General features: G+C 70.0%; 22 protein-coding genes. 18 read left to right on the top strand and 4 right to left on the bottom strand.

The features are described from left to right. The first annotated feature begins 95 nt into the window (after positions 1–95). The 5 genes from ACOPJ3_RS01070 (at position 96) to ACOPJ3_RS01050 (ending at position 6033) form a co-directional block, all read left to right on the top strand. Positions 96–1445: an MFS transporter gene (locus ACOPJ3_RS01070; protein WP_427869981.1), complete on the top strand. Its 1350-nt coding sequence runs from the start codon at positions 96–98 to the stop codon at positions 1443–1445. A 236-nt stretch (positions 1446–1681) separates the two neighbouring features. After that, positions 1682–2611 (top strand): transporter substrate-binding domain-containing protein, encoded by a 930-nt coding sequence (locus tag ACOPJ3_RS01065; protein WP_427869980.1) that lies wholly within the window; start codon positions 1682–1684, stop codon positions 2609–2611. Between the two features lie 86 nt (positions 2612–2697). Continuing rightward, positions 2698–3459 carry an amino acid ABC transporter permease gene (locus ACOPJ3_RS01060; RefSeq protein WP_427869979.1) on the top strand — a complete coding sequence of 254 codons (762 nt, stop codon included), beginning with the start codon at positions 2698–2700 and terminating at the stop codon, positions 3457–3459. Continuing rightward, positions 3456–4241 carry an amino acid ABC transporter ATP-binding protein gene (locus ACOPJ3_RS01055; protein WP_427869978.1) on the top strand — a complete coding sequence of 262 codons (786 nt, stop codon included), beginning with the start codon at positions 3456–3458 and terminating at the stop codon, positions 4239–4241. Before ACOPJ3_RS01060 ends, ACOPJ3_RS01055 begins: the two co-directional genes overlap by 4 nt. A 106-nt stretch (positions 4242–4347) precedes the next feature. Further along, on the top strand, positions 4348–6033 hold the full coding sequence (locus ACOPJ3_RS01050; protein WP_427869977.1) for a thiamine pyrophosphate-dependent enzyme: 1686 nt from the start codon (positions 4348–4350) through the stop codon (positions 6031–6033). A 183-nt stretch (positions 6034–6216) separates the two neighbouring features. Here the strand turns inward: ACOPJ3_RS01050 and ACOPJ3_RS01045 are convergent, their stop codons facing one another. Beyond that, positions 6217–7524 (bottom strand): ArgE/DapE family deacylase, encoded by a 1308-nt coding sequence (locus tag ACOPJ3_RS01045; protein ID WP_427869976.1) that lies wholly within the window; start codon positions 7522–7524, stop codon positions 6217–6219. Between the two features lie 626 nt (positions 7525–8150). Between ACOPJ3_RS01045 and rpmB the strand changes: the two genes are divergently transcribed. The 4 genes from rpmB (at position 8151) to ACOPJ3_RS01025 (ending at position 9692) form a co-directional block, all read left to right on the top strand. After that, on the top strand, positions 8151–8387 hold the full coding sequence (gene rpmB / locus ACOPJ3_RS01040) for a 50S ribosomal protein L28 (RefSeq protein WP_427869975.1): 237 nt from the start codon (positions 8151–8153) through the stop codon (positions 8385–8387). Then, positions 8387–8554, top strand: coding sequence for a 50S ribosomal protein L33 (gene rpmG / locus ACOPJ3_RS01035; protein WP_046454849.1), 168 nt, complete (start codon positions 8387–8389; stop codon positions 8552–8554). The genes rpmB and rpmG overlap by 1 nt, the downstream gene beginning before the upstream one ends. Before the next feature lie 2 nt (positions 8555–8556). Continuing rightward, a complete protein-coding gene (gene rpsN / locus ACOPJ3_RS01030; protein ID WP_017884002.1) occupies positions 8557–8862 on the top strand; it encodes a 30S ribosomal protein S14 in 306 nt (101 codons plus the stop codon). 188 nt (positions 8863–9050) lie between these two features. After that, entirely contained in the window at positions 9051–9692 is a 642-nt protein-coding gene (locus ACOPJ3_RS01025; RefSeq protein ID WP_427869974.1) for a GntR family transcriptional regulator, read from the top strand. On the opposite strand, the gene ACOPJ3_RS01020 is transcribed toward ACOPJ3_RS01025, so the two are convergent. Next, complete coding sequence (locus ACOPJ3_RS01020; RefSeq protein WP_427869973.1) at positions 9689–10201, bottom strand: RidA family protein; 513 nt, start codon at positions 10199–10201, stop codon at positions 9689–9691. The two genes, ACOPJ3_RS01025 and ACOPJ3_RS01020, sit on opposite strands and share 4 nt — an antisense overlap. Positions 10202–10270: 69 nt before the next feature. Between ACOPJ3_RS01020 and ACOPJ3_RS01015 the strand changes: the two genes are divergently transcribed. The 5 genes from ACOPJ3_RS01015 (at position 10271) to ehuA (ending at position 14279) form a co-directional block, all read left to right on the top strand. Continuing rightward, positions 10271–11038, top strand: a complete 768-nt coding sequence (locus ACOPJ3_RS01015; protein ID WP_427869972.1) for a maleate cis-trans isomerase family protein — start codon at positions 10271–10273, stop codon at positions 11036–11038. 154 nt (positions 11039–11192) lie between these two features. Continuing rightward, positions 11193–12098 carry an ectoine/hydroxyectoine ABC transporter substrate-binding protein EhuB gene (ehuB, locus tag ACOPJ3_RS01010; RefSeq protein WP_427869971.1) on the top strand — a complete coding sequence of 302 codons (906 nt, stop codon included), beginning with the start codon at positions 11193–11195 and terminating at the stop codon, positions 12096–12098. Positions 12099–12128: 30 nt separating this feature from the next. Next, positions 12129–12824 carry an ectoine/hydroxyectoine ABC transporter permease subunit EhuC gene (gene ehuC, locus ACOPJ3_RS01005; RefSeq protein ID WP_427869970.1) on the top strand — a complete coding sequence of 232 codons (696 nt, stop codon included), beginning with the start codon at positions 12129–12131 and terminating at the stop codon, positions 12822–12824. After that, on the top strand, positions 12821–13480 hold the full coding sequence (gene ehuD / locus ACOPJ3_RS01000; protein ID WP_427869969.1) for an ectoine/hydroxyectoine ABC transporter permease subunit EhuD: 660 nt from the start codon (positions 12821–12823) through the stop codon (positions 13478–13480). The genes ehuC and ehuD overlap by 4 nt, the downstream gene beginning before the upstream one ends. Next, positions 13464–14279, top strand: a complete 816-nt coding sequence (gene ehuA, locus ACOPJ3_RS00995; RefSeq protein ID WP_427869968.1) for an ectoine/hydroxyectoine ABC transporter ATP-binding protein EhuA — start codon at positions 13464–13466, stop codon at positions 14277–14279. Before ehuD ends, ehuA begins: the two co-directional genes overlap by 17 nt. A 117-nt stretch (positions 14280–14396) precedes the next feature. Here ehuA and ACOPJ3_RS00990 read toward each other — a convergent pair whose 3' ends face one another. Further along, complete coding sequence (locus tag ACOPJ3_RS00990; RefSeq protein ID WP_427869967.1) at positions 14397–14894, bottom strand: DUF3830 family protein; 498 nt, start codon at positions 14892–14894, stop codon at positions 14397–14399. 109 nt (positions 14895–15003) lie between these two features. Between ACOPJ3_RS00990 and ACOPJ3_RS00985 the strand changes: the two genes are divergently transcribed. Genes ACOPJ3_RS00985 through ACOPJ3_RS00970 form a run of 4 tightly spaced genes read left to right on the top strand, consistent with a single transcriptional unit; the run spans position 15004 to position 19634 of the window. Then, a complete protein-coding gene (locus tag ACOPJ3_RS00985; protein WP_427869966.1) occupies positions 15004–15741 on the top strand; it encodes a maleate cis-trans isomerase family protein in 738 nt (245 codons plus the stop codon). Positions 15742–15763: 22 nt separating this feature from the next. Continuing rightward, positions 15764–17176: an MFS transporter gene (locus ACOPJ3_RS00980; protein WP_427869965.1), complete on the top strand. Its 1413-nt coding sequence runs from the start codon at positions 15764–15766 to the stop codon at positions 17174–17176. Positions 17177–17220: 44 nt separating this feature from the next. Beyond that, on the top strand, positions 17221–18879 hold the full coding sequence (locus ACOPJ3_RS00975; RefSeq protein ID WP_427869964.1) for an amidohydrolase: 1659 nt from the start codon (positions 17221–17223) through the stop codon (positions 18877–18879). Next, complete coding sequence (locus tag ACOPJ3_RS00970) at positions 18876–19634, top strand: SDR family NAD(P)-dependent oxidoreductase (protein ID WP_427869963.1); 759 nt, start codon at positions 18876–18878, stop codon at positions 19632–19634. The genes ACOPJ3_RS00975 and ACOPJ3_RS00970 overlap by 4 nt, the downstream gene beginning before the upstream one ends. Here the strand turns inward: ACOPJ3_RS00970 and ACOPJ3_RS00965 are convergent. After that, positions 19619–20533, bottom strand: coding sequence for a LysR family transcriptional regulator (locus ACOPJ3_RS00965; protein WP_427869962.1), 915 nt, complete (start codon positions 20531–20533; stop codon positions 19619–19621). The two genes, ACOPJ3_RS00970 and ACOPJ3_RS00965, sit on opposite strands and share 16 nt — an antisense overlap. Positions 20534–20601: the final 68 nt, after the last annotated feature.

Here is a 20601-nt window from a genome sequence, read left to right as displayed (position 1 = left end):
GGGGCGGGCGCGGGATCTGGGCGAGCATCTTCGGGAGGGGCCGACGGCCGTCCCCGTGCGCTGCCGAGGCGGCGCCAAGATCGAGGAGGATCTCCGTGTCAGAGAACACGATCAGCCCGGACCGCAGGCGACAGGTGAATCGCGTCGCCGCGTCCGCCTTCGCCGGCACCGCGATGGAGTGGTACGACTACATCCTGTACGGCACGGCCTCGGCCGTGGTGTTCACGAAGCTGTTCTTCCCCGCCGACGATATTGCGGTCGCGACGCTGCTGTCGTTCGCGACCTTCGCCGCGGGCTTCATTGCGCGCCCGCTCGGCGCGCTCATCTTCGGGCACATCGGCGACCGGATCGGCCGCCGCGCGGCCGTCGTCGGCTCGATTGCCCTGATGGGGCTCGCGACGGGAATCATCGGCCTGCTGCCGACGTATGAGGCGATCGGGGTGGGGGCCGCGCTCGCGCTGCTGCTGCTGCGCCTCTGCCAGGGCATCTCGGCCGGCGGCGAGTGGGGCGGCGCGATGGTGCTCGTGCTCGAGCACGCGCCGAAGTCGAAGCAGGGCATCTACGCCGCGATCCCGCAGCTCGGCTCGCCGATCGCGACGCTCATGTCGACGGGTGCCCTCACGATCGTGTCGACCCTGCCTGATGAGGACTTCTTCTCGTGGGGCTGGCGGATCCCGTTCCTGCTCGCGTTCCCGTTCCTCGCGGTCGGCCTGTACCTGCGCTTCAAGGTCGAGGAGTCGCCCGTTTTCAAGGAGCTCCAGGCGCAGAAGGAGGTCGTGAAGGTCCCGATCCTGAGCGCAATCCGGCACACGGGCGGTCGCATGATCCTGGGCGGCATGGCCGCGCTCCTCGGCGGCTCGGGCTTCTTCATCGTGACGACGTTCCTCATCAGCTACGGCACGCAGGAGCTCGGCTACGACCGGCAGACGATGCTCTCGGCGACGCTCTGGGGCGCGCTCGTACAGATCGCGGTCATCATCATCTCGGGCCGGATCGCCGACCGGGTGGGCGCCTGGAAGGTGTGCGCGGCCGGCGGCCTGATCTCGGCGCTGCTCGCGTTCCCCGTGTTCATGCTCGTCGACTCGGGGAGCATCTTCCTCGCGACCGTCGGCATCATGATCGGCATGGGTTCGCTCACGATCCCGTACGGCCCCATCGGCTCGCTGCTTTCGGGCCTGTTCCCCGCGAAGTACCGCTACAGCGCGATGGCCGTCTCGTACAACGTGTTCGGGATCATCGGCGGCTTCCTGCCGATCCTGTCGCAGTCGATCATGATCGCGAGCGGCAACCAGTCGTGGGGCGTCGCCCTGCTGCTCGCTGGCGTCGCGCTGACCACGATGATCGGTGCGATCGGGGCGGGATCCGCCGCGGTCAGGCGGAAGCGCGAGGCCGAGGACGCGGCCGAGGCGGCCGCCGCGAAGGACCCTGCGGGAAGCCCCGCCTGACCGGGGCGCATCCTGCCCTATTTCCGTGCTGAACGGGCTATACATCTCGGCGGATCGCCGCGCGAGAGTGTCCCGTTTGGTGGGAGGGCGCCCGACTCGGCCGGGAAATACTGAGGTTGGCCAGGTCAGCCAACGTCGGCTGGGTCGGGCGCATCCGCGCAGCGGAAGAACGGGCCCCGGCGGGGCCCGGCACAAGAACTCGCGCAGAAGCGTCAGTGATTTCAAGGAGGAAATTCATGAAGAAGTTGTTTGCCACGGCATCGCTCGCGGCCTCGCTCGCGGTCATCGTCTCGCTCTCCGGCTGCTCGGCGGCCGACGACCCGAAGGGCGGCGGTGAGGGCAGCGGGATCAACACCGTCGAGGACGGCAAGCTGATCGTCACGTTCGGCCCCTACATGCCGTACTCGGGCGAGGAGGGCGGCAAGGCCGTCGGCCTCGACGGCGACATGATCAACGAGATCGCGGATCGCCTCGACCTAGAGGTGGAGGTCGCCGTGACCGACTTCGCCGGCATGCTCTCGGGCGTGCAGACGCATCGCGCCGACGTCGCGATCGGCACGATCAACTGGACCGAGGAGCGCTCCAAGAGCGGTATCTACACGGATGACACCTACTACAACCCGCCCGTCGTCGGCGGCCCGGAGGGCACCGACTACAAGACGATCGACGACCTGAAGGGGAAGAAGATCGGCACCGTCACGGGCTACGCCTTCGTCGACGCGATCCCCGAGATCGAGGGCGCCGAGGCCGTGCTGTTCCCGCGCATGGAGGACGTCGTCGAGGCGTTCGCCGGCGGCCGCGTCGACGCGATCCTGCTCGACCCGCTCGTCGTGACCTACACGGCGCAGCAGCGCCCCGACATCGAGCTGAAGACCAACTACCTCGAGGCGCCGACGCCCGAGCAGGTCAAGGCGAAGCCGGGCCTCACGGCGCTCCTCCCCGCGATCACGGCGCTCTACACGGGCGACGAGTCGGTCGAGAAGGCGCTCACGAAGGAGATCCGCGCGATGTACGCGGACGGCACGATGGACAAGCTCATCGAGGGCGTCGGCGGCGACCCCGACGAGTACCTGATCGCGCCCACCGAGGTCACGGATCGCCGCATCGGCGTGGACCGCAAGGAGGGGTGGACCCCGCCCTCGGCCGAGCGGAAGTCCGCAGAGTAAGCATTCGCAGCAGGCGGGGGGCGGGATCCGGGCGCCGATCAGGATCCGGATCCCCTCCCCGCCGCTCGGACAGGAGAACCTGAACCATGCTCCAGACATCCTTCTTCAAGGTCCCGTGGCCCGACTTCTTCAGCGATCTGCTCGCGGGCCTCTGGACCACCCTGCAGTACACGCTCGTCGGCTTCATCGGCGCGGTCGTCGTCGGGATGCTCGCCGCGCTCATGCGGCGATCCCGGATCGTGCCGTTCCGCTTCATCGCGGCCGTCTACACCGAGTTCTTCAAGAACATTCCGCTCCTCGTGATCGTGTTCGTGATCTACTTCGGGCTCGCGACCTCGGGCCTGAAGCTCGACGCCTTCGCCTCAGGCACGATCGCGCTCGTGCTGTTCTACGGCGCGTACCTCTCCGAGATCTTCCGGGCGGCGATGAACGGCGTCGACCGCGGCCAGACGGAGGGCGCGCAGGCGCTCGGCATGAAGGGCACCGCGATCTTCTTCCACATCATCGCGCCGCAGGCGATCCGCCTCGCCCTGCCGGGCATGAACGCCTACCTCGTCGACCTGCTCAAGGGCACCTCGATCCTCGTCACGATCGCCGCGGGCGAGCTCATGGCGAAGGGCCAGGTCATCGCCGCGAAGACGTTCGCCCCGCTCGAGGTCTACATCGTCATCGCGCTCATCTACTTCGCGCTCTGCTACCCCGTGTCGCAGCTGCTGCTCTGGATCGAGCGCAAGGTGCACCGCGGCGACCCGCTCTTCCCCGGCCGCAAGCGCCGCCTGAGGAAGATCCGGCGCGAGCTCGCCGACACCTACAACGTGACCACCGCAGTGCTGAGGAGGGTGCCGTGAACGCCGTATCGAAAACCCCGTTGACCGGGTCGATCGACCTCGTCGAACCCGTGATCGAGGTCGCCGACCTCGTGAAGGCCTACGGCGACAACGTCGTGCTCAAGGGGATCGACCTGAAGATCGCGAAGTCCGAGATCGTGAGCGTGCTCGGGGCGAGCGGCGGCGGCAAGAGTACGTTCATCCGCTGCCTCAACCTGCTCGAGACGCCGAAGAGCGGCCGCCTCGGCCTGCTCGGCAAGACCGTGTTCGACGACGGCTTCGTGTCGGGCGTTGACCTCGCCGGGATGCGAGCGAAGGTCGGCATGGTGTTCCAGCGCTTCAACCTCTTCCCGCACATCACCGCTGCGGAGAACGTCGTGCTCGCGCAGCAGCTCTCCCTCGGGACGCCCGAGGACGCCGCGATCGCGAACGCGCTCCGCCTCCTCGACCGCGTGGGGCTCAGCCATCGCGCGCTCGCGTTCCCGCCCGACATGTCGGGCGGCGAGCAGCAGCGCGTCGCGATCGCGCGGGCGCTCGCGCTGAAGCCCGAGATCCTCCTGTTCGACGAGCCGACCTCCTCGCTCGACCCCGAGTCGACGCTCGAGGTGCTGAAGGTGATGGAGGAGCTCGCCGAGGACGGGATGACGATGGTCATCGTCACCCACGAGGTCGAGTTCGCCCGGAACATCTCCGACTACGTCATCTTCATGTCCGAGGGCAGGATCGTGGAGCAGGGCAGCCCGGAGTGGATGGACGACCCCGAGGATCCGCGGGCCAGACGCTTCCTCTCCTCCGACAAGTGACCGGGGGCCCCGGGCCCTCGCGCCCGGGGCCTTTCCCCTGCCCCATCACGTCTTCTTCTTCTCTCACCCGTTTCCACACCGCACGCACCGCAGCAAAGGAATGCACATGCAGCAGTTCGCCGATATCAGCGCAGGCCACCTCATCGTGAAGCAGCTCGAGGCCGAGGGGGTCGAGCGCATCTACTGCGTCCCGGGCGAGAGCTACCTCGACGTGCTCGACGGGCTCTACGACTCGCCGATCCGCACCGTGGTGTGCCGCCAGGAGGGCGGCGTCGGCATGGCCGCGATGGCCGAGGGGCGCCTCACGGGGCGCGCGGGCGTCGCGATGGTGACGCGCGGGCCGGGCGCGGCGAACGCCTCGATCGCGATCCACAACGCCTGGCAGGACGGCACGCCGCTCATCCTGTTCGTCGGCCTCGTCGACAGCCGCGAGCGCGAGCGCGAGGCGTTCCAGGACTTCTCGCTCGGCGGCTGGTACGCGACGACGGCGAAGCGCGTATTCACGATCGACAACCCGGCAGAGGCGGCGCGCGTCGTGCGCAACGCCTTCGCGATCGCGGAGTCGGGCAAGCCCGGCCCCGTCGTCGTCGGCCTCCCCGAGGACCTGCTCAAGCACCGCGTCGCCGGGTCGACCGAGGCGCGCCCCGCGGCGCGCGCGATCCTCCCGGCGGCTGCCGACCTCGACGAGCTCATCGCGCAGCTCGCCGCGGCCGATGCGCCCACGATCGTGCTCGGCGGCGAGGTCTGGAGCGCGGCGGCCGCCGAGGCGATCGCGCGCGTCGGCGAGGCGCTCGCGGTCCCGATCGCGACGGACTTCCGCGCGGCCGACCTGGTCGACAACCGGAGCGCGGCCTACGCCGGGATGCTCGGCTACGGGCGCGATCCGGAGCTGAGCGAGCTCCTCGCAGGATCCGACCTCATCCTCTTCGTCGGCACGGGCCGCGCCGACGTACTGAGCGACGGCTACACGATCGGCGGCGACGCGACGACCGTGATCGCGAGCCCGGACCCCGAGCTGCAGGGCCACCACGGCCGCGTCGACGTGAGCTTCACGGTCGATCCGGGTGCGTTCGCGGTCGCGCTCGCGGAGCGGGTCGCGGCGGGATCCGGATCCGGATCCGAGGCCGACGCTGGCGCCGGGGCCGACGCCGGCGCTCCGGCCGCGGCCCGCGTCGAGCGCATGCGCGCGGCGCGCGCGGCGTTCGAGCGCTACGCGACCCCCGCAGCGGATGGCAGCCCCGTCGGCGACATGGGCCTCCTCCTCGAGGCGGTGCGCGAGCTCCGTGACCCGGCGGGGATCGTCACCTACGGCGCGGGTAACTACGCCATCTGGCCCCAGCGCTACCTTCCGTCGCAGGAGTACCCGTCCCTGGTCGCACCGAAGAACGGCGCGATGGGGCTCGGGATCCCCGCCGCCGTCGGCGCCGCGCTCGCGTTCCCCGAGCGGCAGGTGCTCTCCTTCGCTGGCGACGGCTGCTTCATGATGAACGGTCAGGAGGTCGCGACCGCGGTCGCCGAGGGCGCGAACCTCACGATCTTCGTCGTCGACAACGGGATCTACGGCACCATCAGGGTGCACCAGGAGCGCGACTACCCGGGGCGCATCAGCGGCACCCGCCTGCAGAACCCCGACTTCGCGAAGTACGCCGAGGCCTTCGGCGGCACGGGCTTCGTCTACGACGGCACCCAGGACCCGCGCGAGGTCGTCGCGGCGGCGCTCGCCGCCGAGGGCGTGTCGATCGTGCACGTGAAGGCCGACCCCGAGATCCGGGTCCCGCAGCCCGCGGCGTGAGCGGGCGAGGGCCCGGGACCGCGCCCGGGCCCGCGCCCGCGCCCGGGCCCGCTCCCTCGAGTCGGCCGTAAGGCCCCATTCCCGCCGCCGAGTCGGCCGTAAGGCCCCTTTCACGGCGCTGATTGGGGCCTTACGGCCGACTCGATCGCGGGATCGGGCTCGCGGGCCCGCGGCCCGCGCGAGTCAGCGCTCGCGCACCCCGCACCAGGAGGCGATGAAGAGCGCCATCGACTTCGTGCAGCGCCGGATCGACTCGATGCTCACGCGCTCGTCGAAGCCGTGGATGTTCTCCGAGACGGGCCCGTAGACGAGCGTCGGGATCCCGCCGTAGTTCACGAAGACGCGGCCGTCGAGGTAGCCGGGCGTCGTGAAGCTCGTGAGCTCGCGGCCGAACGCCTCACGGTGGGTCTCCTCGAGGAGGGCCTCGGCGTCGGATCCGGGCTCGAGCACGTAGCCCTCCGAGTAGAAGCCGTCGCGGGTGAGGCTCACCTCGAAGGGCGGGCGGCCGCCGCGGTTCGCCGTGGCGTCCGCGACGCAGCGCTCGATCCGGGACCACGCGTCGGCGGCGGTCGTCCCCGGGTAGAGCGCGACGCGCACCCGGATCTCGCACCACGCCGGAACGCTCGACGGCCAGTCGCCGCCCCTGATCCCGCCGATATTGAAGTTGATCGGGTGGTCGAGATCCTCGAAGAAGGGGTGCTCGCCCTGCTCGGCATTCCACTCCTCCTCGAGCCCGCGGAGCGCGCCGATGAGCTCGTAGGCCGCATCGATCGCGTTGAAGCCGCTCGCCATCTCGCGCGGGTGGGTCGGGCTCCCGGTCACGCGGGCGGTGAACCAGATCACGCCGACGTTCGCCCGCACGAGCGCGTCCTCTTCGGGCTCCGAGATGATGACCGCGTCGGCGGTGTACCCGCGCAGGAGCGCCGCGAGCGAGCCGTTGCCCGTGCACTCCTCCTCGACGACGGACTCGAGGTGGATCCTGCCCGTCGGCTCGAGCCCGGCCTCGCGCAGCGCGTCGAACGCGAAGATGTTCGCGATCAGGCCCGCCTTCATGTCGCCTGCGCCGCGGCCCGTGAGCCAGTCGCCCTCGATCCGCGAGCTCCACGGCGAGTCGCTCCACCCCTCCTCAGGGCCCTCGGGCACGACGTCGATGTGCCCGTTCAGGATCAGGGACCGCCCGAGCTCCTCGCGCGGCGTGAAGGTTCCGACGACGTTCGTCATCCGCGAGTAGTCGACCGTGGGAGGGCCGTAGCCGGGGTGGGCCTCGAGCTCGGGGTCGGCGATCGTCCAGCGGTCGACGTCGAGACCGAGATCCCGGAACTGCTGCTCGATGAGATCCTGCGCCGGCTCCTCCGCCGCGCGCAGCGACGGGGACTCCACGAGCTCCGAGGTGCGCCGCAGCTGCTCCTCGAACCTCGCGTCGACGGCGGCGAGGATCCGCTCGGCAATCTCCGGGGGCACGATCCGCCCGGCCTCGTTTCCTGCAGACATCAGTGTCTTCCTTTCGCACTCCGGGGGCCGCCGCGGTGCGCCGCCCCTCCCTCGAGGCTACGCCGCTGTGCCTGTCGAGTCGGCCGTAAGGCCCCATTCCCGCGGTCGAGTCGGCCGGAAGGCCCCATTCGCGGGGTTGATTGGGGCCTTTCGGTCGACTCGGGGGGGGGCATGCGCGGAGCGGGGGCGGGGCGCGGGGAGGGGGGCTGGGGCGGGATTTGGGTGCCGGGCCCGTGCTTGAGCTTGAGCTTGTGCTTGTACCTTCACCTCCGCCACCGAGTCGGCCGTAAGGCCCCTTTCCCGGGGTCGAGTCGGCCGTAAGGCCCCTTTCCCGCGGTTGATTGGGGCCTTCCGGCCGACTCGGCGGGGGGGGGGGCTCCGGATCCCGAGCCCGGATCCCGAGCCCGTTGCGGATCCGGATCCCGCGCCCGCAGCGCGCGACACGCCCGGCTTGCGCGCACGCCCGCGCTGCCCTAAGCTTGATCTTTGGCTGTGCGCAGTCCCAGTGCGCAGACCGCGTGGGAAGTCCAGTTCGAGCGAAGCGGAAGCCGAGCGAGATCCGGATCCCGTGCAGACAAGAAATCTTGGGTGAGGCCGTCCGGTCTCACGGTATGAGAGGAAACACCATGGCAGCAGTGTGCCAGGTGACCGGCGCCGTTCCCGGCTTTGGTCACAACATTTCGCACTCGCACCGTCGCACCAAGCGTCGGTTCGATCCGAACATCCAGAAGAAGACCTACTACGTGCCCTCGCTCGGCCGCAAGGTGACCCTGACCCTCTCGGTCAAGGGCATCAAGGTGATCGACGCCCGTGGCATCGAGGCCGTCGTTGCTGATCTGCAGAAGCGTGGGGTGAAGTTCTAATGGCTAAGGATAAGGACGTACGTCCCATCATCAAGCTCCGCTCGACGGCGGGCACCGGGTTCACCTACGTGACCCGCAAGAACCGTCGCAACACCCCCGACCGTCTCGTGCTGAAGAAGTACGACCCGGTCGTCCGCAAGCACGTCGAGTTCCGAGAGGAGCGTTAATCATGGCGAAGAAGAGCATGATTGCGAAGAACAAGCAGCGCCAGGCGATCGTCGACCGCTACGCGGAGAAGCGCGCCGAGCTGAAGAAGGCCCTCGTGGATCCCAACGGGACCGACGAGAGCCGCGAGGCCGCCCGCGTCGGCCTCCAGAAGCTGCCCCGCAACGCATCGCCGGTGCGCGTGCGGAGCCGCGACGTCATCGACGGCCGCCCCCGTGGCGTCCTCTCGAAGTACGGCGTCTCGCGTGTTCGCTTCCGCGACATGGCGCACCGTGGCGAGCTGCCCGGCATCACCAAGTCGAGCTGGTAAGCACCGCTTCGAAATCGTCTGAACGGGCGCGGATCCTCCGGGGTCCGCGCCCGTTTCGCTTTTCCGCGCGGCGGGGAGCGGTAGAATCCAGCAGTACGCGGCGCGGGGCCGCGGGAAAGCGCGAGGGCGAGTTGGAGACCGAGGCGAGGCACTTTGGGCCGATCCGGTCGGAATCCACGGCCGGGATCGTGGCCCGCAAGCTGCGGGATCTCATCGCCCACGGCAGCTTCGCCCCTGGCCAGCAACTACTTGAGGTCGACCTCGCGAAGCGCTTCGGCGTGAGCCGCGGCGTGCTCCGCGAGGCGATGCAGCGGCTCACCCAGGAGGGCCTCCTGATCAGCCGGCCGAACCGGGGCGTGTTCGTCGCCGAGTTCGGGGTCGAGGAGGTCTTCGACATCTACACCGCGCGGCTCGCGATCGAGCGGGCGGCCTGCCTCAAGGTGATCGACGTGATGGGCGGCGCGGCCGAGCTCGCGGACGCACTCGACGAGCTCACGGACCGCCTCGAGGAGCGCCGCGCGGCGGGCGCCGGCGGCGACGAGCTCGCCTGGCTCGACATCGAGTTCCACGAGCGCATGGTCGCCGCGGCGCGCAGCCCGCGCCTCAACCGCATGCACGCGACCCTCGCGACCGAGAGCCGCATGTGCCTCTCCTCCTTCGAGAGCAGCGCCTACCCCGTGCCGGAGCGCATCGCGGAGCACCGCGAGATCGCCGCCGCGATCAGGGATCAGAACGTGCCGAACCTGCACCGGCTGCTCGCCGAGCACATGGATCACGCGGTCGCGATGATCACCGCCCAGTTCGCTGAGCGGGAGGGCGCGGGGGCCTAGCGCCGCGCCGCGACGACGCTCACCTCCACCGGGGCGCCGTCCGGCAGGCTCGACACCCCGACGGCGGCCCGCGCGTGCCTGCCGTCGTCCCCGAAGAGCTCGACGAGCAGCTCCGAGGCGCCGTCGGCGACCCAGGGGTGCTGCCCGAACTCGGGCCCGCACGCGACGAACACCGTGAGCGACACGATCCCGCCGAGCTCGGCCAGCCCGCCGAGGTGCGCATTCAGCGCCGACACCGCGTTCAGCGCCGCGTCCCGCGCGAGCTCGCGGGCGTCGGCGGGCGTCACCTCGACGCCGACCCTGCCGCGCAGCCGGAGCACGCCCTCGACGTGCGGCGTCTGCCCCGCGACGTGGAGCGCTCCGCCGAACTCCCTGACCGGCACGTAGTTCGCGGCGGGCTGCGGGGCGGGCGGCAGGAGCGCGGCAATGCGCTCGGGATCCATCCGGCCGGGAGTCGGGGCCGGATCCTGAGCCGGATCCGGGGCAGCGGGCGCTGGGGTGCTGGACATCTGACCTCCGAGGGGCGAGTCTTATGGTAGGAATGTCAACAATTCTACAATCAAGACCGGGAGGCCGCCATGACCGAAATCGCAGCAGGTGCCGGGGGATCGGGATCCGGCCCGGGATCACCAGCCATCGGCGTCGTCGCGCCCTTCGACATGGAGCTCGACCGCGAGCTCTGGTGCTGGCTCCCCCCGGACGTCGACCTGCTCATGACCCGCACCCCCTTCATCGACGACGTCGTCACGGTGGAGTTCGCGCGCGAGCTCACGGAGGGCGGCGCGATCCCGGACGGCGTGCGGAGCGTCACGGCGGGCCGCGCCGAGGTCGTCGCCTACGCCTGCACCTCGGCGAGCTTCGTCGGCGGGCGGGCGGGCGACGCGGCGATCCGGAGCGCGATGGCCGCCGCGGGGGCGCGGGATCCGATCACGACCTCCGGCGCGATCGTCGAGGCGTTGCGCGCGCTCGGCGCTAGCCGGGTCGCGGTCGCGACGCCCTATCTGCCGGAGCTCTCCGCGCTGCTCGACGGTTACTTCGCCGAGCACGGGATCACGGCGGTCGTGAACGCGTCGCTCGGGCTCGACTCGGAGATCTGGGCGGTGCCGTACGAGCGCACGGCGGAGCTGATCCGGGCCGTCGACCGGCCGGACGCTGAGGCGATCGTGCTGAGCTGCACGAACCTGCCGAGCTACGGGCTCATCGCGCCGCTCGAGCGCGAGCTCGGTAAGCCGGTGGTGACGGCGAACCAGGCGACGATGTGGGCCGCGCTCGGCAGAATCGGGCGCGCGCCCGTCGGGGAGGGCCAGGCGCTCGCGGGCGTCGCATGGCGCCCTGATCAGGCTTAGGTCACGTTTCGGTCACGAACACAGCGCGCCCAGTTGACGCGCCAGCCGCGCTCCGAGATTCTGGGGCCAAGCCGATTGTCCAACGTTCCAACAATGGAGCGATAGGGCGAACAGGCGGTCCCAGTGTTGTGACACTCGTCGTAAGGAGCCTCAGATGGTCCGGAACCACGCCAAGCGCATGCGCAGAATCGCCACCGCAGTGATCGGGGGTGCATTCGCAGTCAGCCTGCTCGCCTCGTGCACGACCACCGCCCCGGGCGGAGGAGGTGGTGGCGACGGCGCAGCCGGCGGTGTCGGCAAGACGGTCGAGCAGGCGCAGAAGGACGGCTACCTGCGCGTCGCGATCGCGAACGAGCCGCCGTACACCCAGGTCAACACGGACGGAACGGTCACGGGCGCCGAGCCCGACATCCTGCGCGCCGTGCTGAAGACCATGAAGGTCGACGACATCGAGGGCGTCACGACGCCCTACGAGTCGATGATCCCCGGCCTGAACGCCGGCCGCTGGGACGTCGTCGCCGCCGGCCTCTTCATGAAGCAGTCGCGCTGCGACGCCGTCGCCTACTCCGAGCCCGTGATCGTCTCGACCGAGTCGTTCGGAGTGCCCGTCGGCAACCCGAAGAACATCACGACCGTGCAGGACGTGCTCGACAACCCCGACCTCAAGATTGCGGTGCTGACCGGCGGCTTCGAGGAGGGCATCCTGAAAACGGCGAAGGTGCCGCAGGGTCAGCAGGTGCTCGTGAAGGACGCCCGCAGCGGCATGGAGGCCGTCACCGCGAAGCGCGCCGACGCCTTCCTCCTCCCGACGCTCTCGCTCAACGACCTCGTCAAGAGCGATGCGTCGATCGAGGTCACCGAGCCGATCGAGGACGCCCCCAAGACCGGATCCGGCGCCGCCTTCCGCAAGGAGGACACGGAGCTGCGCGACGAGTACAACAAGGCCCTCGCCGAGTTCAAGAAGACGGACGAGTTCCGCGAGATCCTCGAGAAGTGGGGCTTCGACCCCGATGCTGTCGAGGGTGTCACGGCCGAGGAGCTCTGCAAGAACGAAGGCTAGGGCGCACGCCCTCCCGGCCTGGACTCCTCTATGGACGCCGTCATCCAATACCTGCCCCTCATGGGGCAGGGCCTCCTCGTCACCCTCCTGGTGACGTTCCTCGGGGCGGTCCTGACCATCGTCGTCGCGTTCGCGGCGGGGCTGGCGGGGCTGTCCCCGAGGTGGTATCTCAGGTGGCCCTCCTACGTCTTCGTCGAATTCTTCCGCGGATCCGGACTTCTCGTGCAGATGTTCTGGTTCTTCTTCGCGCTCCCGTTCCTCGGGATCGAGCTGCACCCGCTCTTCGCCGGCGTTCTCGCCCTCGGCCTCAACGAGGGCGCGTACGCCGCGGAGGTCGTGCGCGGCACGATCCGGTCCCGCCCGAAGGGGCAGACCGAGGCCGCGATCGCGCTCGGCATGAATCGGCGACTCCGACTGTGGCGGATCCTGCTGCCGCAGTCGATCCCGGCCATGCTGCCGTCGTTCGGCAACGTCATGGTCGACCTCCTCAAGAACACCTCGCTCGTCTCGCTCGTGACGGTCTCCGACCTCACGTGGCGCGCCTTCAACGCGCGCACTGTGACAGGCGCCACCGTCGAGGTGTTCCTCACGATCCTCGTCGTCTACTACCTGCTCTCGCTCCTGATCGGGTGGATCACGCGGCTGCTCGAGAGGCGCTTCGCGCTTGACCGCAAGGCCGTGTCGAGCGTGCGCAAGCGCACCCTGTTGGGGGTGGCCGGACGATGAATCTCTGGGATAACAACTTCGTCGTGCAGATCATGCCGGATCTGATGCGCGGATTCGGGCTCACGCTCTGGATCACGTTCATCGGGTTCGCGATCAGCCTCGCCGTCGGCCTCATCGTCGCGGTGCTCCGCTTCATGCGGATCCCGGTCGTCTCGCACCTCGCGACGTTCTACGTCTCGTTCGTGCGCGGCACGCCGCTGCTCGTGCAGGCCTACATCGCCTACTTCGTGCTGCCCTACTTCGGGATCGCCTTCGACCCGCTGCCGACCGGCATCGTGGTGCTCGGGCTCAACTACAGCGCGTACACCGCTGAGGTCTACCGCTCGGGCATCGAACAGCTGCCGAAGGGGCAGTGGGAGGCCGCGAAGGCGCTCAGCCTGCCGCCCGCACGCACCTGGTTCCGGATCGTGGTGCCGCAGGCTGTGCGCCCCATCATCCCGGTGCTCGGCAACTACCTCATCATGATGTTCAAGGACTCGGCGATCCTGTCGTCGATCACGATCCTGGAGCTCATGGGAACCTCGCTGCAGATCGGCAGCAACTTCTACCGCTACCTCGAGCCGATCACGATCGCGGGACTGCTGTACCTCATCGTCAGCTTCCCCTGCTCGCTGCTCATTCGACGATTGGAGCAACGCCTTGTCCCCGCACACTGACATCCTCCGCACGCTCAACAACCCGGACGACGACATCGACGTCGCGATCTCCTTCGAGAACGTCAGCAAGGCGTGGGGCGACAACCACGTGCTGCGCGGCCTCGACTTCGAGGTCAGCCCGGGCGAAAAGGTCTCGATCATCGGGCCTTCCGGCTCGGGAAAGACCACGATCCTGCGCATCCTCATGACCCTCGAGACGCCAGACGTCGGCCTCGTGACCGTCGGCGGCGACGTGCTGTGGGACGTGCGCAAGGGCGAGCGGGCGAAGGAGACCAAGCAGACCGAGCGCACGCGGCGCAAGATCGGCATGGTGTTTCAGCAGTTCAACCTGTTCCCGCACATGACGGTGCTCGAGAACGTGATCGAGGCGCCGATCCACGTGCGCGGCGACTCGAAGGCGGACGCCGTCGCGCGGGCGACCGAGCTGCTCGAGCTCGTCGGGCTGCAGAACCACATGAAGCACATCCCGCCGCAGCTCTCGGGCGGGCAGCAGCAGCGCGTCGCGATCGCGCGAGCGCTCGCGATGCAGCCCGAGGTGATGCTCTTCGACGAGCCGACGTCGGCGCTGGATCCCGAGCTGATCGGGGAGGTGCAGAACGTGATCAGGCGGCTCGCCACGACCACGAACATGACGATGCTGATGGTGACGCACGAGATGCGCTTCGCGCGTGAGATCTCGGATCGCGTCGTGATGTTCGATCAGGGGCAGGTCGTCGAGCAGGGGCCGCCCGAGCAGATCTTCGGCGCCCCGCGCGAGGACCGGACGCGCCGCTTCCTCGAGGCCGTCACGGGCCACTAACCCCCGCCAGGTAAAACCCCGACCCACCTTGCCGGTTCTGCGCTCGATGTGCCTTCTATTACGGAAAAACCACACATCGAGCGCAGAACCGGCAAGGTGGCGCGGGCTTGGTGGGGGTTAGGCGCGCTCGTAGCGGAGCGTTTCGCCCGCTGCGCCGTTCATCCAGAGGTCCTGGCAGGCGGCCGCGAACTCCTCGAGGCCCTCCTCGATCGCCCCGAACACGTTGCCCGGGATCCAGCCGCGGTCGCCGTTGATCAGGAGATTGTTGCGGCCGTAGAAGACGGCGAGGTCGACGATCGTCTCGCTCGTGTCGCCGCCCTCGCCGGAGCGGTACCCGTAGCCGGGCGCCCCGAGCTCGGTGCTCGTGAAGCTGAAGTAGCAGAGATCGCCGGGGATCGGCGTGATCGTGGTGTTCTCGGCGCCCGGCTCGGTCTCGGCGAACGCCGGCACGAGGTTGTAGATCTCGTTGCGCGCGTACTTGCCGTGGTAGACCTGGCCCTCCTGCGGCAGCGCGGCCCAGACGGCCTCGCTCGTGCGCGGCGCCTCCTCGTCGAGCAGCCGCGCGAGGCAGCTGACGCCCCGGTTGACGAGGGTGATTTTGATGTAGCGGGACATGGGCACTCCTTCGTGATTGCGTGTGCCCTCAGGCTAGGGCCGAAATTGAAGGATTGTCAACAATCCTACGGTTACGTTATGGTGGGCAGCACGACCGAAAGGATGCTCAATGACGACAATCGGATTCCTGTACCCCGGCTACGGGGCGGAGGACGACTATCCCTTCATGCAGTCGCTCGTGCCGGCAGACGTCCGCCTCGACCTCGTCCACACCTCGGTCGGCGTCGACGCGCACGAGGTCGACGCCCTCCTCGACCTCGGCCGCAGCGAACGGCTCCTCGAGGGCGCCGAGGCGCTGCGCACCGGCGCCGGCGGGGCGCCCGACTCCGTCATGTGGGCCTGCACCTCGGGCAGCTTCGTCTTCGGCCTCGAGGGCGCGCGCCGCCAGGCCGAGGAGGTCGGCCAGGCGCTCGGGATCCCCGCGTCGTCCACCTCGCTCGCGTTCGTCGACGCGATCAGGCATCTCGACATCGAGCGGGTCGCGATCGCCGCGACCTACCCCGAGGATGTCTCCCGCCACTTCCGCAAGCTGCTCGAGGACGCAGGGATCGAGGTCGTCTCCCTGGTCAGCCACGACATCGTCACGGCCGCCCTCGCGGGCGAGCTCGACGACGACGGCGTGGTCGAGCTCGCGCAGAGCAACAACCCGGCCGAGGCGCAGGCGATCCTGCTTCCCGACACCGCGATGCACACGGCCAGGCTCATCGGCCGCCTCGAGGCGGCGCTCGGCAAGCCCGTGCTCACCGCCAACCAAGTGACCCTCTGGGAGGGGCTCAGGATCGCCGGCCGCACGGTCGCGATCCCCGAGATGGGGGCGCTGTTCACCGAAGAACGACGCGCCGCCTAACGCAATCGAAAGAGAGATCGATATGTCACACAGTGAGACCCCCAGCGCCGCGGGTCCCGGGTTCCCCGCGGATCAGACGGCACCGGACATTCACGCGGAGGTGTCGAAGAGCACCCTCCGCAAGGCGATCGCCGCCTCCGCCATGGGCAACGCCGTCGAGTGGTTCGACTACGGCGTCTACGCGGTCGCTGCGACCTACATCACCCTGAACTTCTTCCCCTCCGACACGGGCACGGGAACCGTCTGGACCCTCGCGACCTTCGCGCTGTCCTTCCTCGTGCGCCCCCTCGGCGGCATGTTCTGGGGCCCGCTCGGCGACAAGTTCGGCCGCAAGGGGGTGCTCGCCCTCACGATTATCCTGATGGCGGGATCGACCTTCGCGATCGGCCTCCTCCCGACCCACGATCAGTGGGGCATGTTCGCGCCCGCGCTCCTCATCCTGCTCCGCATGATCCAGGGCTTCTCGACGGGCGGCGAGTACGGCGGCGCCGCGACCTTCATGGCGGAGTACGCACCGGACAAGAAGCGCGGCTTCTACGGCAGCTTCCTCGAGGCGGGCACGCTCGGCGGCTTCGCCCTCGGCTCGCTCATCGTGCTTGTGACGAGCGTGATCCTCGGGCACGAGGTCATGGGCGAGTGGGGCTGGCGGATCCCGTTCCTCATCGCGGGCCCGCTCGGCCTCATCGGCCTCTACCTCCGGAGCAAGCTCGAGGACACCCCGGTGTTCAAGGAGCAGGAGGAGCAGGCGGCCGCGGCCGGCGCCGACGAGCACCGCGGTGTCTGGAAGGAGCTGTTCACTCACTACTGGAAGGCCATGCTCATCATGGGCGGCCTCGTCATCGCGTTGAACGTCGTGAACTACACGCTGCTCACCTACATGCCGACCTACCTGGAGCACACGGTGAAGCTCGACCCCACGGTCGTGCTCGTCGTGATGTTCATCGGCCAGTTCGGCATGATGATCTGTGTGCCGTTCTTCGGCGGCCTCTCCGACAAGCTCAGGCGCAAACCGTTCTGGATCTTCTCGCTCGTCGGCCTGTTCGTGGCGGCGATCCCGCTGTATCTCCTGATGGGCACGGGACTCCTCGGCTCGATCATCGCGTTCTGCGTGCTCGGCCTGCTGTACCTGCCGCAGCTCGCGACGATCTCGGCGACGTTCCCCGCGTTCTTCCCGACGCACGTGCGCTACGCGGGCTTCGCGATCACCTACAACGTCGCGACCGCGCTCTTCGGCGGCACGGCGCCCATGGTGAACGAGCTGCTCATCGAGAAGACGGGCTTCACCCTGATGCCCGCGGTCTACATGATGGGCGCCTGTGTGGTCGGCCTGATCGCGGCGATCGCGATGAAGGACACGACGGGCGTCTCGATCCGCACGCAGCCGGTCTCGGTCGTGCCGGCAGGCACGCGGATCCCGGCGCCCGGCGAGGCGTAGCCTCACCACCGCGGCACCGAACCGCAACGAACGAAGGGGGCGACGTGCGCGTCGACACCGTGATCGAGAACGCCAGGGTGCTCACCCAGGACGAGTCCGCGCCGCGAGCGACCTCGCTCGGGATCCTGAGCGGCCGGATCGCGGCCGTGGGAGCCGAGTGCGAGGGCCTCGCGGCCGAGCGCCGGATCGACGCCGGCGGGGCGATCGTCGCCCCCGGCTTCAACGACGCGCACGCCCACTCCGTGTGGTTCGGGCACACGCTGCTCGAGACGGACCTCTCGGGGCTCTCCGGCCTCGACGAGCTGTACGAGCGGATCGCGGCGTCGGCCGGCGGCGGGGTGGCCGCCGGTCCCGGCGGCGACTGGCTGGTCGCGTCAGGATTCAACCAGATGGACACGGGCGGCCAGTACCCGGATCCCGCGGCGCTCGACCGCGCCGCGGCCGGCCGCCCCGTGTGGATCAAGCACACCTCGGGCCACGCCTGCATCGTGAGCGGGCGCGCGATCGAGCTGCTCGGGATCACGGGCCGCGAGCGCTTCGACGGCGGCTCGGTCGTCGTGGACGAGGTCGGCCGCCCGACGGGGCTCCTCGAGGAGACGGCGATGGCGCTCGTGCAGGATCGTCTGCTGCCAGCGCCGCAGGAGCAGATCGTCGCCGCGCTCGACGCCGCGACCACGAGGTACGCGGCCGAGGGCCTCACGAGCGTGACCGACGCGGGCATCGGCGGCGGCTGGATCGGGCACAGTCCGCAGGAGTTCGCCGCCTACCAGCTCGCCCGCGAGCGCGGCCTGCTGAGCACGCGCATGCAGCCCATGTTCGTGGGCGACGTGCTCGGCGAGGTGCCGCTCGGGAAGGCTGGCGAGGCGCACTTCCGCGGCCTGCCGGGCGGGATCCGGAGCGGTCTCGGCGACGCCAGCCTGCAGCTCGGCCCCGTGAAGATGTTCCTCGACGGCTCGATCCTCGGCAACACGGCCCGCATGTCGGAGGGCTACGCGAACTGCCCGGGCAATCACGGCTACTTCCAGGGCGACGTCGACGAGATGCGGGAGCGCGCGCTCGCCGCCGCCCGCGCCGGCTGGGCGCTCGCGATGCACGCGGTCGGCGACGAGGCGATCGAGCTCGGGATCGAGATCCTGGGCACGCTCGCCGGCGAGGGGATCGCGCCGCCCCTCCCGCACCGGCTCGAGCACGGCGGCGTCGTCACCGACGACCAGCTCGCGCGGCTCGCAGCGCTCGGGGCTCCGATCGTGGCGCAGCCCTACTTCATGCGCGTCTACGGCGACGGTTTCTTCGACTACATCGGGGAGGAACGCGCGACGCAGTCGTTCCGGCTCGCGAGCCAGCTGCGGGCGGGCCTGCCGGTCGCGGGCAGCTCGGATCGGCCGGTCGCCGACGGCCGGCCGCTCGCGGTCATGCAGGCCGCGGTCGAGCGGCGCACCGAGTCGGGCCGCGTCTACGGCGCCGACGAGCGGCTCAGCCCGGGGGAGGCGCTGCGGGCCTACACGGTCGGCTCCGCGGAGGTCACGGGCTGGGCGCGGGAAAAGGGCCGGATCGCGCGCGGGTTCCTCGCGGATCTCGTGGTCCTCGGCGACGACCCGACGGCGGTGGATCCCGCGGCGATCGGCGAGATCGAGGTGCTCACGACGGTCGTCGGCGGCGAGGCGACGTTCGACGGGGCGGGCATCTGGGGAGCGGGCCGATGAGCGCGGCGGATCCGGCGCCGCTCGGAACCGCGCTCGGAACCGCGCTCGTGACGGGCGGCACGTCCGGTATCGGCCTCGCGATTGCGCGCGGGCTCGTTGCGCGCGGTTTCGGCGTCGTCGCCACGGGGCGCGAGCGGCCGGAGGCCGAGCTCGGGGAGCGGATCGTGTTCCTCGAGGCGGACCACGCCGCCCCCGACGCCGCGGAGTCGGTCGCGGCCAGGCTCGGCGAGCCGTTCGGCCCGCTCACTGCGCTCGTCAACAACGTGGGGCGCAGGCACAACGACACGATTGCGGAGCTCGACCGCGACTCGCTGCTCGAGACGCTCGCCCTCAACACGGTCTCGCACATGCTGCTCACAAGCCGGCTCGCCGAGCGGCTGGGAGCCGCGCGCGGCGCCGTCGTGAACGTCTCGTCGCGGCTCGCGGTCGTCGGCATGGCGGGGGTGAGCGGCTACGCCGCGAGCAAGGGCGCGCTCAACGCATTCACGGTCGCGGCCGCCGTCGAGCTCGCCCCGCTCGGGGTGCGCGTGAACGCGGTCGCCCCCGGCATGACGAAGACCCCGCTCATCGAGTCGTGGCTCGCCGACCAGCCGGATCCGGCGGCCGCCGAGCAGGAGGTCGCCGGGCGCGTGCCGCTCGGCCGGCTCGCCTCGCCTGGCGACATCGCTGGCGCCGCCGTGTTCCTCGCCTCGCCCGAGTCGGGCTACATCACGGGCGCGATCCTGCCGGCGGACGGCGGCTACACGGTGTCCTGATCCGGCAGCGCCGCGAGCTCCGCGGCGATCGCGGCGCGGCAGGCGGCGTTCGCGGCTGAGCGCTCGGTGCCCCGGCGCAGGATGAGCGTGTGGTTGCGGCGGAGGTCAGCGGGCAGGCCGGGTGCCAGGCGCACGGTCGGCGGCAGGCCGAAAGCTGCCGTGGCCGGGAGAAACGCGGCGGCGATCCCCTGCTCGAGCAGGCGCCGGTGCACGTGGGGGTCGGGGGAGACGAAGCGCACGCGCGGCTCGAAGCCCGCCTCCCGGCAGACGCCGCGCGCCCAGGTGAAGGCGTCGCTCGTCGCGGGCTCGGTGGCCCAGGCCGCGGCCGCGGGATCGCCGACGCCGCCGGGCAGGTACGCCGCGATCCGCTCTTCGCCGAGCGGGATCCGCACGATGCCGGGGGCGGGCGGCAGCGCGAGGCCGCGGTACTCGTCGACGACCGCGAGGTCGGCCCGGCGCGCGAGCACCTCGTCGATCGCGGCCTCCGGATCGAGCTGTACGAACTCGAGCTCGAGCCACGGCGCGCTCTCCCGCAGCCGCGCGATCACCCCGGGGAGCAGGCCGATCGCGAAGGTGTGGAAGCCCGCGAGGCGCACGGTGCTCGCGTTCTCGGCGCGGCCGGAGGCGAGCTCGCCCTCTGCCTCCTCGAGGATCTCGAGGATGTCCTCGGTGCGCTCGACGAGGCGCGCGGCCGCGGGCGTGAGTCGCACGCCGCGGCCGTGCGACTCGAGGAGGGCGACGCCGTACTCGTGCTCGAGTCGCCGGAGCTGCTGAGAGATGTTCGACGGGCTCATGCGCAGCGCGTCGGCCGCGGCCGTGATCCCGCCGTGCGCGGCGACCTCGCGCAGCAGCGTGAGCTTGTTCACATCGAGCACGGCTGCCCCCAATCGTTCACTCAAAGTGAATACTACCGTTCCCTCCCAGCATCTTCATTGAAGAGTGGGAAGTCGATACGGTGAACTCAACA

This window comes from Leucobacter luti, assembly GCF_050310065.1.
In the GTDB taxonomy this organism is placed as follows: Bacteria; Actinomycetota; Actinomycetes; order Actinomycetales; family Microbacteriaceae; genus Leucobacter; species Leucobacter luti_B.
This window is presented reverse-complemented; position numbering and strand designations above follow the sequence as displayed.

Coding starts and splice junctions, on each gene's coding strand:
- ACOPJ3_RS01020 (WP_427869973.1), bottom strand. CDS start 10,201: ATGTCCAGCACCCCAGCGCCCGCTGCCCCGGATCCGGCTCAGGATCCG.
- ACOPJ3_RS00980 (WP_427869965.1), top strand. CDS start 15,764: ATGTCACACAGTGAGACCCCCAGCGCCGCGGGTCCCGGGTTCCCCGCG.
- ACOPJ3_RS00985 (WP_427869966.1), top strand. CDS start 15,004: ATGACGACAATCGGATTCCTGTACCCCGGCTACGGGGCGGAGGACGAC.
- ehuC (WP_427869970.1), top strand. CDS start 12,129: ATGGACGCCGTCATCCAATACCTGCCCCTCATGGGGCAGGGCCTCCTC.
- ehuD (WP_427869969.1), top strand. CDS start 12,821: ATGAATCTCTGGGATAACAACTTCGTCGTGCAGATCATGCCGGATCTG.
- ehuB (WP_427869971.1), top strand. CDS start 11,193: ATGGTCCGGAACCACGCCAAGCGCATGCGCAGAATCGCCACCGCAGTG.
- ACOPJ3_RS01015 (WP_427869972.1), top strand. CDS start 10,271: ATGACCGAAATCGCAGCAGGTGCCGGGGGATCGGGATCCGGCCCGGGA.
- ACOPJ3_RS01050 (WP_427869977.1), top strand. CDS start 4,348: ATGCAGCAGTTCGCCGATATCAGCGCAGGCCACCTCATCGTGAAGCAG.
- rpmB (WP_427869975.1), top strand. CDS start 8,151: ATGGCAGCAGTGTGCCAGGTGACCGGCGCCGTTCCCGGCTTTGGTCAC.
- ACOPJ3_RS00990 (WP_427869967.1), bottom strand. CDS start 14,894: ATGTCCCGCTACATCAAAATCACCCTCGTCAACCGGGGCGTCAGCTGC.
- ACOPJ3_RS01065 (WP_427869980.1), top strand. CDS start 1,682: ATGAAGAAGTTGTTTGCCACGGCATCGCTCGCGGCCTCGCTCGCGGTC.
- ACOPJ3_RS01060 (WP_427869979.1), top strand. CDS start 2,698: ATGCTCCAGACATCCTTCTTCAAGGTCCCGTGGCCCGACTTCTTCAGC.
- ACOPJ3_RS01045 (WP_427869976.1), bottom strand. CDS start 7,524: ATGTCTGCAGGAAACGAGGCCGGGCGGATCGTGCCCCCGGAGATTGCC.
- rpmG (WP_046454849.1), top strand. CDS start 8,387: ATGGCTAAGGATAAGGACGTACGTCCCATCATCAAGCTCCGCTCGACG.
- ACOPJ3_RS00970 (WP_427869963.1), top strand. CDS start 18,876: ATGAGCGCGGCGGATCCGGCGCCGCTCGGAACCGCGCTCGGAACCGCG.
- rpsN (WP_017884002.1), top strand. CDS start 8,557: ATGGCGAAGAAGAGCATGATTGCGAAGAACAAGCAGCGCCAGGCGATC.